A 12,874-nucleotide genomic window follows, 5' to 3' on the forward strand; every position below is an offset into this window, starting at 1 on the left:
CACCACCAGCCGGATCCATCGCGCGCCCGGCCCGTCCCTCCATCGAGGGCCGGGTCGGGCACGCGGTCGTTCCGGGCCCGGCGCCCCTGATTCCCGGTGCTTCCGATCCGGTGCCGACCTATGGACAGACCCGGAACGCGCTGCCACGATCTTGCCCAGCTGTGAGAAGCCATGTCAGCAGCTGGTTCGAACGGGGAGTGCCGCTGTGGCCACTGGCAGGGACGAAGCCGACCGGGCCCGAGCCGGGAGGACCCGGGCGGACGGGACCCGCGCCGACCGGGCCGCCAGGCCCTGGTACCGGTTCTACGCGGCCGGGGTGCCGCACAAGGTCAGCATCCCCGTGGTCCCGGTCACCGCGCTGCTGGACCAGGCCGCGGAGCGCCACGGCCACCGCACCGCGCTGGTGTTCTTCGGGCGCCGCACCAGCTACCGCGCGCTGCGCCGCGCCGTCGACCGCTTCGCCGGCGGGCTGGCCGGGCTCGGCGTCAAGCGGGGCGACCGGGTCGCGCTGGTGCTGCCCAACTGCCCGCAGTACGTGATCGCCTTCTACGCCGTGCTGCGGCTGGGCGCGATCGTGGTGCCGACCAACCCGCTCTACACCGAGTCCGAGATCGCGCACCAGCTCGGCGACTCCGGGGCGACCCTGGCGATCGTCTACGACGGGGCGTTCCGCACCGTCGACGCGGTCCGCGCGCGGACCGAGCTGCGGCAGGTGGTGACCACCGCGCTGGCCGACGCGCTGCCGCTGCGCTCCCGGCTGCTGCTGCGACTGCCGCTGGGACGGGCCGGGGAACTGCGCGCGCGGCTGCGCCCGGGGCTGCCGGAGGGCGCGGACGCGGTGCCGTTCGCCCGGGTCGCGCGCGGGCCCGCCTCCGCCGCGCAGGGGGCCGGGCCGGTCAGCCCCAGGAGCGCGCTGGCGGTGCTGCAGTACACCGGCGGCACCACCGGCACCCCCAAGGGCGCCATGCTGACCCACCGCAACCTGGTCGCCAACGCCCACCAGGTCCGGGCCTGGTACCCGCAGCTCCGGCAGGGGCGTGAGACGCTGCTCGGCACGCTCCCGATGTTCCACGTCTACGGCATGACCATGTGCCTGACCGTGGCCTCGCTGGCCGGGGCCAGGACGGTGCTGCTGCCGACCTTCGACGTGGAGCTGGTCACCGACGCGCTGCGGCGCTGGCACCCGACGCTGTTCCCCGGCGTGCCGCCGATGTACCAGGCGCTGATGAAGTCCGGGGCGGGCCGGCTGCGCGGGCTGCGGTCGGTGCGCTACTGCATCTCCGGGGCGATGCGGCTGGAGCCGGAGACCGTCGACCGCTTCCAGGAGCTCACCGGCGCCCGTCTGGTCGAGGGCTACGGCCTGTCCGAGGCCTCGCCGGTGGTGCTGGCGAACCCGCTCAACGCCAACGCCCGCCCCGGCACGGTGGGGATACCGCTGCCGGGCACGGAGGTGAAGGTGGTCGACGAGGAGGACCCCGACCGCGAGCAGCCGCCGGGGGTGGCCGGAGAGCTGATCGTCCGGGGACCGCAGGTCTTCGCCGGGTACTGGCACGAGCGCGAGGACAGCGCCCGGATGCTGCACGACGGCTGGCTGTTCACCGGCGACATCGCGGTGATGAGCCCGGACGGGTACGTCACCGTCATCGACCGCAAGCGCGACGTGATCATCGCCAGCGGCTTCTCGGTGTTCCCCAGCGAGATCGAGGAGGTGCTGCTGGCGCACCCGGCGGTGGCCGACGTGGCCGTGGTGGGCGTGCCGGATCCCTACCGGGGCGAGACGGTGAAGGCGTGCGTCATCGTCCGGCCGGGCGCGCGGCTGACCGAGGGCGCGCTGATCGCGTACTGCGCCGAGCGGCTGACCGGCTACAAGGTGCCGAAGATCGTCGAGTTCCGGGTGGACCCGCTGCCCCGCAACATGCTCGGCAAGGTGCTGCGCCGGGTGCTGCGGGACGAGCAGGAACAGGACGAGCAAGAACGGGACGACCTGGAGCGGGACGAGCAGGAGGGCTGAGGGCGGTCAGGACTGGGCGGCGGTCTGGGCGGCCTGGGTCTCGCGCAGCCTGAGCGCCTCGTCCAGGGTGGGGGACTCGTCCCAGACCTGCTTGAAGGCCAGCCGCAGCGTCTCCGCCAGCGAGGGGTGCCGGATCACCAGCGAGGTGGTCGCGCCGGCCCGGGCCACCGGGTCCGGCATGTCGCAGAGCACCGTGGAGCCGTCCGCGATCACCAGCTTCAGCGGCAGCGACTCGGCGATCCGGATGTCCTCGCCGGCGTCGACGAACTGGCGCACCACGGAGAGCACGTCCGGGTCGTCCAGCACGTCCTGGCTGTAGAGCGAGCGGACCGTGCGCCCGGCGGCGTGCAGCCGGGAGGAGGCCTCGATGCCGGCCACGTTCTCGGCCGGCGGGTTCACCCACGGCGGCCGGGAGAAGCTCAGCAGCTCCCGCTCGGCGTCCGACTGGATCCGGGCGAACCGCTCCCGGATGTCCGCCGCGTCGCGCAGCACCTCGACGTAGTCCAGCGGGTCGGTGTGGGTCCGGCCGCTGTCCCAGGTCGGCAGCAGCTCGCGGGCCAGCTCGTCGGAGAGCCGTTCCAGCCGGCCCAGGGAGCGGCGCTGCTGCTCCATCAGCCGGTCCACGGCGACCTCGGGGGCCACCGCGGAGTACCCGGCGACCCGGCCCGGGTGGAGTACTGCGAGCTGGCGCCGGGTCAGCCCTTCCAGCACGTCGTACACCCGCTGGCGCGGCACCTGCGCCTCGCGTGCCACCTCCGCGGCGGTGAACACGTCCCGGCGGATCAGCGCGAGGTAGACCCGCGCCTCGTAGTTGGTGAGGCCGAGCTCTTCGAGATCCGCGGCGCGCCTGTCGTCCGTTTGCATGGAGGCACCGTAGCGGCGAAGGTCCCCGCTTTGGCAAGCCGTGTCCATGACCTGGGTCTCACAGGTTCGGGGCGGGCGCCAAGGGGTGGGGAAGCGGTTCCGGCAGGGTTCTTGTGGGGTGGCCGGGGGTTCGCTATCTTCGTCCAGCCGAGCACCACTCAACGGGGTGTCAGGTGGCTTTCTCTGTCATGTCCCTGATTCATCCCTGCCCGCTCGACGCGTGTCCCCGGTGCATCCCTGTCGGTATGCCCAGATTCCGGCCGGCCCGGCATTCTGCTTACTTGCCGTAAGGCTAGCCCCGCCCTAAGGACTGTCAGTGCCGCACGGTACGGTTCCCCCCTGCTCAGATCCGAGCACCGCACGTGGAACCACGCTGGAGCCTGCCGCCATGTCCGAAACCCCGGTCGACACGACCACAGACCCCTCCGCGCAACCGCCGGACCCCTCCTCGCCCGCCGAGGGGCCGAACTACCTCAGCCACAAGCAGATCATGGTGGTCATGGGCGGCCTGATGGCCGGCATGCTGCTGGCGGCCCTCGACCAGAGCATCGTCGGGACGGCCCTGCCGACCATCGTCAGCCAGCTCGGCGGCATCGACAAGCTCTCCTGGGTGGTCACCGCCTACCTGCTCACCTCGACCGCCGCCACCCCGCTCTGGGGCAAGATCTCCGACCTCTACGGCCGCCGGATCATCTTCCAGTCCGCGATCGTGGTGTTCCTGATCGGCTCCGCGCTGGCCGGCCTGAGCCAGAACATGGGCGAGCTGATCGGCTTCCGGGCGATCCAGGGCATCGGCGGCGGTGGTCTGATGTCGCTGGCCTTCGCCATCATCGGCGACGTCATACCCCCGCGTGAGCGCGGCCGTTACCAGGGCCTGATGGGCGCGGTCTTCGGACTCGCCAGCGTGGCCGGGCCGCTGCTCGGCGGCTGGTTCACCGACTCCATCGGCTGGCGCTGGATCTTCTACATCAACCTGCCGATCGGCATCGGCGCGCTGGTGGTCTGCTCCTTCGCGCTGAAGCTGCCGGTCAACCGCCGCGAGCACTCGATCGACTACCTCGGCTCGGCCGCCATCGTCGGCGGCGTCACCAGCCTGCTGCTCTACCTGAACTGGGCGGGCACCAGCTACGGCTGGGCCTCCTGGCAGGGCCTGGGCCTGGTGGCCGTCTCGGTGCTGCTGACGGTCGGCTTCGTGCTGATCGAGCAGCGCGCCAAGGAGCCGATCCTGCCGATGCGGCTGTTCCGCAACCCGATCTTCTCGGTGGGCAACGGCTTCGGCTTCTTCGCCGGTTTCGCCATGTTCGGCGGCATCATCTACCTCCCCGTCTACCTGCAGGCGGTGCAGGGGATGTCGGCGACCCGGTCCGGCCTGGGCATGCTGCCCGCGGTCGCCGGGATCATGGCGACCGCGATCAGCTCCGGCCGGATCATGGCGAAGACCGGCAAGTACAAGGTCTTCCCGATCGTCGGCGCGCTGGTGATCATCGGCTCGCTGTTCCTGCTCAGCACGCTGAGCAACACCACCCCGTACTGGCAGGTCGCGCTGTTCGCCTTCGCCTTCGGCGCGGGCCTGGGCCTGACCATGCAGACCATGGTGACGGCCATCCAGAACTCGGTGGACTTCCGGGACATGGGCGTGGCCACGGCCTCGGCCACCTTCTTCCGGCAGATCGGCGCGTCCATCGGTACCGCGATCTTCGGCACGGTGCTGACCAGCCGGCTGGCCCACTACATGAAGCTGGAGTTCGCCGGGACCAAGGGCGGCGCGGGCGGCGGTTCGCTGAGCGCCAACAACGTCCAGGCGATCCAGCACCTGCCGGCACCCGTGAAGGAGCACGTCACGGCCGCGTTCGCGCATGCCATCGGTGACCTGTTCCTGGCCGGCACGCCGTTCATCGGTATCGCGCTGGTGTTCGCACTGGTGCTGAAGGAGAAGCCGCTGGCGACCGCGGGCCTCGACCCGGCGGCCGCCCCCGCGGCGCACTGACCCTCCGGTAGCCGACCTTCCGGCAGCCGGCCTTCCGGTAGCGGCAGTCGGTTCGGGGCGCGGGCCCGGAGGTGGCGCGGGCCCGCGCTCAGAAGTCGAAGCCGACGTGGACGTGGTCGTGGTGGGTGTTGTCGGAGAAGAACGCCGCTCCGCTCAGCTGCCGCGGCCCGCCCACGTTGTAGGAGCCGACCGCGGCCGCCGCCCGCATGAAGGTGTCCACCAGGGAGTGCGAGGTCGCCGGGTCCACCACCGCGTGGCCGTCGATCCGCCAGACGTCGAAGGCCCGGCCCAGCGGGTGATCGCTTGGACGGGTGGTGCCGAAGACGTCGATGGGATGACCGGAGCGCACCACGCTCAGCTCCAGCCGGTAGCGCCCCGAGAGCGTCAGCAGCGCCTGCAGCGCGCTGTCGTGGATGGCGCCGCTGAGCACGTCGGCCCGCGCGGCCGGCGGCAGGGTGATCACCGACGAGGCCAGCACCTGCCGGGCGGCGGCGGGGAGCGCCGCGCTCGCCGGGCCCGGCTGGGCGGGGTGCAGCGCGGTCACCGTCCACAGCGGCCGGGCCTGCGAGAGCCGCACGTCCACGGTGGTGCCACCCGGTACCACCTGGCCGTTCGGGCCCAGCGTCCACTGCCGGCAGACCACCAGCACGCTGGCCGAGTCGGCCAGGATGCCGCCGTACTGGGCCTCCAGCACCTGGAGTGCCGCCTGCGGCGCGCCGCCGAGCAGGGTGGCCCCGGCCTGGTCGACCAGCCCCGGGTCCAGGCCGAGGGCGGACACCCTGGCCCGCGCGGCGGCGGCGCCCCGACCGCCGGCCGGCCAGGCCCCCAGCGCCTCGATCAGGCTCACCGCGCGCTGCTTGACCTGCGGATCGACGTCATTGCTGCTGGGCTGCCAGGGCGTGGTGACCGGCAGCACCGGGGCCGGGGCCGTGGACGGGCTGCCCGGTGCAGGGCTGCCGGACGGGGAGGGGCCGGGCGAAGCACTTCCGTCGGGGCCGCCGGTCGGGGTGGGCGCGGACCGGTGCGGGCTCGATGCGCAGCCGGCCAGGCCCAGGGCCACGGTGGTCGCCGCGCCCCCGAGCAGCACCGCGCGCCGGCTGGGGCCGGTCTGCCCTGCCGCTCGGACGGCACCTGCTGATGGGACGGCACCTGGTGATCGCAGGGCGCTCGCTGGTCGCATGGCACGCATGGCACCAGTGTGCGCCGGTTCGTCAGCTGGAGGCGCGGGCCATCCGGTCGAGTGCGTGCAGCAGCGCGGGCAGTTCCGGGCCGCGACCGATCGGCAGCACCTCGCGCGGCTTCTCGTCCAGCAGCAGCAGCGCGATGTCGTCGGTCCGGGCGGCCAGGCTCCAGCCGGGGCCGTCCGCGCGGACCAGGCGGGCGCCGTCGGCGGCCGGCGCCGAGCGGATCCGGCCCGCCGGCGGGGGAGTGCGGGTGTAGGCGCGGGCCTCGGCCAGCACCCGGGCGACCGGTTCGGTGGGCGGGGTGCCGTCGGTGGCGAACCGCACCTCGGCGGCCACCTGCTCGCGCCACTGGGTCCACTGCTTGGCGATCTCGTCCGCGCCCAGCCGGCGCTGGGGCGGGCCCCAGGCCTCCGGATCGGGCGCGCTGAGCAGCGGATGGTCCTCGTCCAGGTCGGCCTCGGGCGGGTCGTGCGGCTCGGGCAGCCCGGGGGTGCTCACCGTCAGCAACAGCGGCCAGCCCGGCAGCGAGTCCACCACCGTGCGCTCCGGCGGGGTCAGGTCGTAGGGCATGCCGCAGTCCCAGGCGGCGATGGCGCAGCCGACCAGCGCGGCGTCGTCGGACACCACGGTCCAGCGCGCGCCCGCGGCGTCCTGTCCGAACAGCAGCCCGTAGCCGTCGGCCCAGGGCTCCAGCCGCAGCGCCGCGCAGGCGGCGGGGTAGTCGTCGCCGAGCACGCTGGGGAACTGGCCCGGTGTCAGCAGCAGTGCGCTGAGCACGTAGAACGCACCTTCGTCGGCCTCGGCCATCGGAACCCCCTCGCCTGTCCTGCAGTCCGTGAAGCTGGCTCATGCTAGTGAGCCGAGGGGCGGGTGGGCTAGGCCCAGTTTCCGCGAGGCCGATCCGCCCGGCCGCCGTCCGGCCCGTGTACGGGTGTGCGTCCGACACCCTAGGGTCCCGTCATGGGAAACACACTTGGCGAGTTGCTGGCGTTGCCGGCCTGGCGGGCGTTCGACATCGACGACGAGGGCCGGATCCTGGCCGGGTACAACGGCTCCGGCACGATCCAGCTGGTCGAGCTGGCACCGGACGGGACCGCGAGCCCGCTCACCGCGCTCCCCGGCGCCTGCACCGGCCGCTATCTGTCAGGGGTCCGCAGCCTGCCGGGGGTCCGCGCCGTGGTGGTGGCGCACGACCAGGGCGGCGACGAGAAGCAGCAGCTGTCCCTGCTGCCGCTGGACATACCGCCCGCCGCGCCGGTGGGGCTGGACGGCCTGCGGCCGCTGGTGCGCGACGAGCGGTACTTCCACCGGCTGCTGGACGTCGGTCCGGGGCGGTTGGTCTATGCCACCAACCGCCGCAACGGGGTCGACTTCGACGTCGTCGTGCACGATCTGGGCACCGGAACCGAGAGCGTGGTCTACGACCAGGGTGGTGAGATCGAGGAGGTCGCGGTCGCCCGCAAGGGGCACGCGACCGTGCTGACGCGCTGGGCCCGCTCGCCGATGTCGCAGCAACTGCTCGCCGTGGACCCGGCCGACGGCTCGCTGCGCCCGCTCACCGGCCCGGACGAGCAGGCCCAGCACGTCCGCCCGCAGTGGCAGAACGGAACCGGTTCGCTGCTGGTGACCACCGACCGGGGGCGGGAGTTCACCGCGCTCGCCCGGCTGGACCCGGCCTCCGGCGAGTGGACCGAACTGGTGGCGGCGGACGGGCACGACGTCACCGGCTGGCTCTCGCCCGACGGGAACCTGCTGCTGGTGCTGACCAACGTGGACGGCGTCCGGCTGGCCGCGCTGCACGACGCCGCCGACGGCAGGCTGCTGCGCCCGGTGGTGCTGCCGGACGCGGGCTGGACAGGCGCGCCGGCCGTGCCGAGCCCGGTCTGGTCCCCCGACTCCGGTTCGGTGGTGCTCTCCTTCACCAGCCCCGGCGTCCCCGGGGACATCCTCCGGGTCGACGCGGCGACCGGGACGGTCACCGCGGTCACCGACAGCGCCGCGCCGCTGGCCGGGGTACCGCTGGCCGGTCCGGTGCCGCACCGGGTGCCCACGCCCGACGGTGAGCTGGTCCCCTGCTTCGTCTACCGCAACGCGCAGCCGGCTGATCCGGCCCTGGCGGGCTCGGTCGTGGTGATCATCCACGGTGGGCCCGAGTCGCAGGCGGTGTGCTTCTTCAACCCCGTCGTGCAGGCGCTGGCCGCCCTCGGGCACACCGTGCTGGTGCCGAACGTGCGCGGTTCCGACGGGTACGGCAAGCGCTGGTACTCGGCCGACGACGTCCGGCTGCGGTTCGACTCGGTCGCCGACCTGGCCGCGCTGCACGACTGGCTGCCGGGTCAGGGCCTGGACCCGGACCGGGCGGCGCTGTGGGGCGGGTCCTACGGCGGCTACATGGTGCTGGCCGGGCTGGCGTTCCAGCCGGAGCGCTGGGCGGCGGGGGTGGACATCGTCGGGATGTCCTCGCTGGTGACCTTCCTGGAGAACACCTCGGCCTACCGGCGCCCGCAGCGCGAGCGCGAGTACGGTTCACTCGAACGGGACCGTGAGTTCCTGGAGTCCGTGTCGCCGCTGAGCCGGATCGACGCGATCAGGGCGCCGCTGTTCGTGATCCACGGGGCGAACGACCCCCGGGTCCCGCTGAGCGAGGCCGAGCAGCTGGCCGCGGCGCTGCACCGGAACGCGGTCGAGTGCGACCTGCACGTCTACGCCGACGAGGGGCACGGGCTCGCCAAGCTCGCCAACCGCCTGGACGCCTACCCGCAGGCCGTCGCCTTCGTCGGCCGCCACCTGCGCCGGGACGCCTGACGGCGCGGACCCGTCGCGCTCACCGGGTACGCCGCCGTCCGGGTGCGCCGCCCTGCCGGGTGCGCCGCCCTAGTGGGTGCGCCGCCCGGTCGCGGGCCGGGCCGCCGCCCGGGCGTGCGGGTCCGGGGAGGGGCGTGCAGGCCCGGTACCGCCGTCACGGTCACGCTGGTGGTCGTGACGGCGGTACCGGGCTGCCACGGTGGCAGCGGCCTCGGCGCCGGCGGTCGGGCCGGCCGGCCGCGACGCGGTTCAGCCCGCGGTGATGGCGCGGAGGCTCTCCTTGAGCGAGCCCATGGTCGCCAGCACGGCCGTCGGCTCGTACCCGCAGTGCGCCATGCAGTTGTCGCAGCGCGGGTCCTTGCCACGTCCGTAGGCGTCCCAGTCGGTGGTGTCCAGCAGCTCCTGGTAGGTGTCCACGTAGCCGTCCGCCATCAGGTAGCAGGGCTTCTGCCACCCCTTCAACGAGTACGAGGGGATCGCCCAGGGAGTGCACTCGAAGTCGACCTTGCCCTCCAGGAAGTCCAGGTAGAGCGCGGAGTGGTTGAGCCGCCAGCCCTTGCGGCGGCCGTCCGCGAACGCCTTCTTGAACATCTGCCGGGTCTGCTCGACGCCCAGGAAGCGGTCCTGGTCGGGGGCCTTCTCGTAGGCGTAGCCGGGCGAGATCTGCATCCGGTCGACCTTCAGTTCGTCGTTGAGGTACTGCAGCACCTCGATGACGTCCTGCGGGCTGTCGTTGTTGAAGAAGGTCGAGTTGGTGTAGACGGCGAAGCCCAGCGCCTTGGCCTGCTTGATCGCCTCGACGGCCTGGTCGAACACGCCGACCTTGCTCACCGACTCGTCGTGCCGCTCGCGCAGCCCGTCGATGTGCACCATCCACGCGAAGTTGCGGTGCGGCTTGAACTTGTGGATGTGCTTGGGCAGCAGCACCGCGTTGGTGCAGAGCACCACGAACTTGCCCTTGCCGAGCAGCGCCCGGGTCATCTCGTCGATCTGCGGGTGCATCAACGGCTCGCCGCCGGCCAGCGACACCATCGGTGCACCGGCCTCCTCGACGGCCTTGACGACCTGCTCGACCGGCATCCGCTGCTTCAGCACGCTGGCGGGGTGCTGGATCTTGCCACAGCCCGCGCAGGCCAGGTTGCACGCGAAGAGGGGTTCGACCTCCACGATCAGCGGGAACTTCTCCCGCCGAAGCACCTTCTGCTTGAGGAGGTACGTGCCCATCTTGACGGTCAGATTAAGTGGGAGTCCCATGATCACTGTCTCCGTTCCCCCGGACCCCAGGTTTGGGGCCCTCCACTAACATACAGACTGTATGGAACAGGATGAAGGTATGTCAGTTCCCCGGATCAGGCGGAGTCGTCGCGCGGAGCACGTCGCGGACACCCGGCGTGCGCTGCTGCGTGCGGCGCGTGAGCTGTTCGCCGAGCGCGGCTACGCCGCGACCGGGACCGAGGACATCGTGGTGGCCGCCGATGTCACCCGCGGTGCGCTCTACCACCACTTCAAGGACAAGGCGGACCTCTTCCGGGCGGTGATGGCCGAGTGCGCTCAGGAGATGGCGGAGCGACTGGTCGCCCAGGAGACGGCCCGGGCCGAGCAGCAGTCGGGGGACGCCTGGCAGCTGCTGCGCACCGGTTTCCAGTCGTTCCTGGACGCCTGCAACGATCCGCACTTCCAGCGGATCGTACTGGTCGAGGGGCCCGCGGTGCTGGGGCACAGCGCCTGGGACGCCCTGGTGGAGGAGCACGGATACCTCCTCCTGGCGGAGGCGCTGACCGAGGCGATCAGCGAGGGCAACGTCGAGGACCTGCCGGTGGCGCCGCTGACCCGGATGCTGGCGGCGCTGATCTCCGAGGCCAGCCTCTACATCGCCAAGGCCGAGGACCATGTCCGGGCGCGCGAGGAGGCCGGTCTGGTACTCGAACGGCTACTCATCGGACTCGGTCGCACCCCGGGCGTGTCGCAGCCCTCCGCCGCCACCGCCCTGCCCGGCACCGCGTGACCGGCGACGCGGCCTGACGGTCGGCACGGCGTGATCGCGCGGACTGCGTGAGGTTGCGCGCCGCACCCTTCCACGGCCGGGCGTGGTGCCCTACGCTCCTGACTGCGCCACTGATCACTGGCGCGATCGACGAGTCCGTCAGGCACACCCCCGCCAAGCACCTCCACCAGGCACCTCCACCAGGCACCTCCACCAGGAACGGCCACCGCCGCCCCGCACCGATTGGAACGCGATGCCCAAGCAGTCACTCGCCGGCCAGGTCGCCGTCGTCACCGGCGCGGCGCGGGGCGTCGGCGCCGAACTGGCCCGCACCCTCGCCGCGCGCGGCGCCCAGGTCGCGCTGGTCGGCCTGGAGCCGGAGGAGCTGGAGCGCACCGCGGCCGGCTGCGGTACGTCCGCGACCTGGTACGAGGCCGACGTCACCGACCTGGGCGCGCTGCGCTCGGTGGCCGAGCGGGTGCTCGCCCGCTACGGGCGGATCGACGTGGTCGTGGCCAACGCCGGGATCGCCATCGGCGGCGGCTTCCTCGACTCCGACCCGGACGCCTTCAGCCGGGTCATCGAGGTCAACCTGCTCGGCAGCACCAGCACCGCGCGCGCCTTCCTGCCCGCGCTGATCGCCTCCCGCGGCTACCTGCTGCAGATCGCCTCGCTGGCCGCCATCGCGCCCGCGCCGCTGATGACCGCCTACTGCGCCAGCAAGTCCGGTGTCGAGGCCTTCGCGCACGCGCTGCGCGGGGAGGTGGCCAACCAGGGGGTCCGGGTCGGCGTCGGGTACCTCAGCTGGACCGACACCGACATGGTGCGCGGCGCGGACGAGGACGAGGTGATGCGCGACATGCGGGCCCACCTGCCGTGGCCGACCAACCGCACCTACCCGCTGGGCCCGGCCGTGGAGCGGATCGCCGACGGTATCGCCCGGCGCTCCGTCCACGTCTACGCCCAGGCCTGGCTGCGCGGCTACCAGCTGGTCCGGGGCCAGGTCCCGCTGGTGCTGGGCCGGCTCGCGCCGTGGCAGCTGCGCGGGATCGAGCCCCGGCTGCGGGAGACGGCGGCGAACCGGCGCGGCCTGGTGGGCCTGGGCGGCGCCGCCGACGAGGCGGCCCGCGCGGCCCGCAAGGTCGGCAGCTGACCGGGGAGCCCCTGGGGAATCAGCCGAAGGTGTCCGGGTCGGGGCCGACGCGGGCGCCCCGGTCCAGCCCGGCGATCTCGGCGAGGTCGGTGTCGTCCAGGGCGAAGTCGACCACGTCGGCGTTCTGCTGGATCCGCTCCGGGTCGACCGACTTGGGGATCGCCACGTTGCCCAGCTGCAGGTGCCAGCGCAGGATCACCTGGGCCGGGGTTCGACCGTGCCGCCGGGCGATCCGGGTGATCAGCGGGTGGTCCAGCAGCCCGCCCCGGGCCAGCGGGCTCCAGGCCTCGGTGACGATGCCCAGCTCCGCGTGGAGCGCCCGCAGCTCCGGCTGCTGCAGCCCGGGGTGCAGCTCGATCTGGTTCACGGCGGGCACCACGTCGGTCTCCCCGACCAGCCGGCGCAGGTGCTCGGGCTGGAAGTTGGACACCCCGATCGCCCGGGTCCTCCCGTCGGCGAGCAGCTTGGCCAGGGCCCGCCAGGTGTCGACGTAGCGGTCCCGGGCCGCGACCGGCCAGTGGATCAGGTAGAGGTCGACATAGTCGAGGCCGAGCCGCTCCAGGCTGGCGTCGAAGGCCCGCAGCGCGTTGTCGTAGCCCTGCTGGTCGTTCCAGAGCTTGGTGGTGACGAACAGCTCGTTGCGCGGCACCCCGGACGCGGCGACGGCGTCGCCGACCCCGCGTTCGTTGCCGTACACGGCGGCGGTGTCGACGCTGCGGTAGCCGACCCGCAGGGCGGTCCCGACCACCTCGGCGGTCCGGCCGTCCGGCACCTGCCAGACGCCGAAGCCGAGCTGGGGCATCCTGACGTCGTTGTTGAGGGTGAGCGTGGGATGGCTCATGAGGGCGCTTCCTTGCTGGGATCGGTCGGCCGCACGGTCGGACCG

The 12,874-nt window shown here is 72.8% G+C and carries 10 protein-coding genes; 5 read left to right on the top strand and 5 right to left on the bottom strand.

The window, feature by feature from the left end; translation table 11 throughout:
- Positions 1-205: 205 nt before the first annotated feature.
- Positions 206-2,011 (top strand): AMP-binding protein, encoded by a 1,806-nt coding sequence (locus ABH925_RS21975; protein ID WP_370150438.1) that lies wholly within the window; start codon positions 206-208, stop codon positions 2,009-2,011.
- 6 nt (positions 2,012-2,017) lie between these two features.
- On the opposite strand, the gene ABH925_RS21980 is transcribed toward ABH925_RS21975, so the two are convergent.
- The gene (locus ABH925_RS21980; RefSeq protein ID WP_370150440.1) at positions 2,018-2,875 is read right to left on the bottom strand and encodes a TrmB family transcriptional regulator; all 858 of its coding nucleotides are present in this window, start codon (positions 2,873-2,875) and stop codon (positions 2,018-2,020) included.
- A gap of 388 nt (positions 2,876-3,263) precedes the next feature.
- Here ABH925_RS21980 and ABH925_RS21985 point away from each other — a divergent pair, with 388 nt between their 5' ends.
- Positions 3,264-4,862: an MDR family MFS transporter gene (locus ABH925_RS21985; protein WP_370150442.1), complete on the top strand. Its 1,599-nt coding sequence runs from the start codon at positions 3,264-3,266 to the stop codon at positions 4,860-4,862.
- Between the two features lie 88 nt (positions 4,863-4,950).
- Here the strand turns inward: ABH925_RS21985 and ABH925_RS21990 are convergent, their stop codons facing one another.
- Together ABH925_RS21990 and ABH925_RS21995 are read right to left on the bottom strand one after the other, a co-directional pair.
- Entirely contained in the window at positions 4,951-5,949 is a 999-nt protein-coding gene (locus ABH925_RS21990; protein WP_370150444.1) for a hypothetical protein, read from the bottom strand.
- A 124-nt stretch (positions 5,950-6,073) separates the two neighbouring features.
- The gene (locus ABH925_RS21995; protein ID WP_370150446.1) at positions 6,074-6,853 is read right to left on the bottom strand and encodes a hypothetical protein; all 780 of its coding nucleotides are present in this window, start codon (positions 6,851-6,853) and stop codon (positions 6,074-6,076) included.
- 153 nt (positions 6,854-7,006) lie between these two features.
- On the opposite strand from ABH925_RS21995, the gene ABH925_RS22000 reads away from it, so the two are divergent.
- Positions 7,007-8,851 carry an alpha/beta fold hydrolase gene (locus ABH925_RS22000; protein ID WP_370150448.1) on the top strand — a complete coding sequence of 615 codons (1,845 nt, stop codon included), beginning with the start codon at positions 7,007-7,009 and terminating at the stop codon, positions 8,849-8,851.
- A 249-nt stretch (positions 8,852-9,100) separates the two neighbouring features.
- Here the strand turns inward: ABH925_RS22000 and hpnH are convergent, their stop codons facing one another.
- Positions 9,101-10,105, bottom strand: coding sequence for an adenosyl-hopene transferase HpnH (gene hpnH, locus ABH925_RS22005; RefSeq protein WP_370150450.1), 1,005 nt, complete (start codon positions 10,103-10,105; stop codon positions 9,101-9,103).
- Positions 10,106-10,184: 79 nt separating this feature from the next.
- Here hpnH and ABH925_RS22010 point away from each other — a divergent pair, with 79 nt between their 5' ends.
- Positions 10,185-10,856, top strand: a complete 672-nt coding sequence (locus tag ABH925_RS22010) for a TetR/AcrR family transcriptional regulator (protein ID WP_370150452.1) — start codon at positions 10,185-10,187, stop codon at positions 10,854-10,856.
- Between the two features lie 232 nt (positions 10,857-11,088).
- Entirely contained in the window at positions 11,089-11,988 is a 900-nt protein-coding gene (locus ABH925_RS22015; protein ID WP_370150454.1) for an SDR family oxidoreductase, read from the top strand.
- A 19-nt stretch (positions 11,989-12,007) separates the two neighbouring features.
- On the opposite strand, the gene ABH925_RS22020 is transcribed toward ABH925_RS22015, so the two are convergent.
- Positions 12,008-12,829 carry an aldo/keto reductase gene (locus ABH925_RS22020; RefSeq protein ID WP_370150457.1) on the bottom strand — a complete coding sequence of 274 codons (822 nt, stop codon included), beginning with the start codon at positions 12,827-12,829 and terminating at the stop codon, positions 12,008-12,010.
- Positions 12,830-12,874: the final 45 nt, after the last annotated feature.

It is taken from the genome of Streptacidiphilus sp. EB129 (genome assembly GCF_041262645.1).
In the GTDB taxonomy this organism is placed as follows: Bacteria; Actinomycetota; Actinomycetes; order Streptomycetales; family Streptomycetaceae; genus Streptacidiphilus.

What these genes read in the sequence shown, in the direction of transcription:
- ABH925_RS21980 (WP_370150440.1), bottom strand. Translation starts at nt 2,875, where the DNA reads ATGCAAACGGACGACAGGCGCGCCGCGGATCTCGAAGAGCTCGGCCTC.
- ABH925_RS21985 (WP_370150442.1), top strand. Translation starts at nt 3,264, where the DNA reads ATGTCCGAAACCCCGGTCGACACGACCACAGACCCCTCCGCGCAACCG.
- ABH925_RS21995 (WP_370150446.1), bottom strand. Translation starts at nt 6,853, where the DNA reads ATGGCCGAGGCCGACGAAGGTGCGTTCTACGTGCTCAGCGCACTGCTG.
- ABH925_RS22000 (WP_370150448.1), top strand. Translation starts at nt 7,007, where the DNA reads ATGGGAAACACACTTGGCGAGTTGCTGGCGTTGCCGGCCTGGCGGGCG.
- hpnH (WP_370150450.1), bottom strand. Translation starts at nt 10,105, where the DNA reads ATGGGACTCCCACTTAATCTGACCGTCAAGATGGGCACGTACCTCCTC.
- ABH925_RS22010 (WP_370150452.1), top strand. Translation starts at nt 10,185, where the DNA reads ATGTCAGTTCCCCGGATCAGGCGGAGTCGTCGCGCGGAGCACGTCGCG.
- ABH925_RS22015 (WP_370150454.1), top strand. Translation starts at nt 11,089, where the DNA reads ATGCCCAAGCAGTCACTCGCCGGCCAGGTCGCCGTCGTCACCGGCGCG.
- ABH925_RS22020 (WP_370150457.1), bottom strand. Translation starts at nt 12,829, where the DNA reads ATGAGCCATCCCACGCTCACCCTCAACAACGACGTCAGGATGCCCCAG.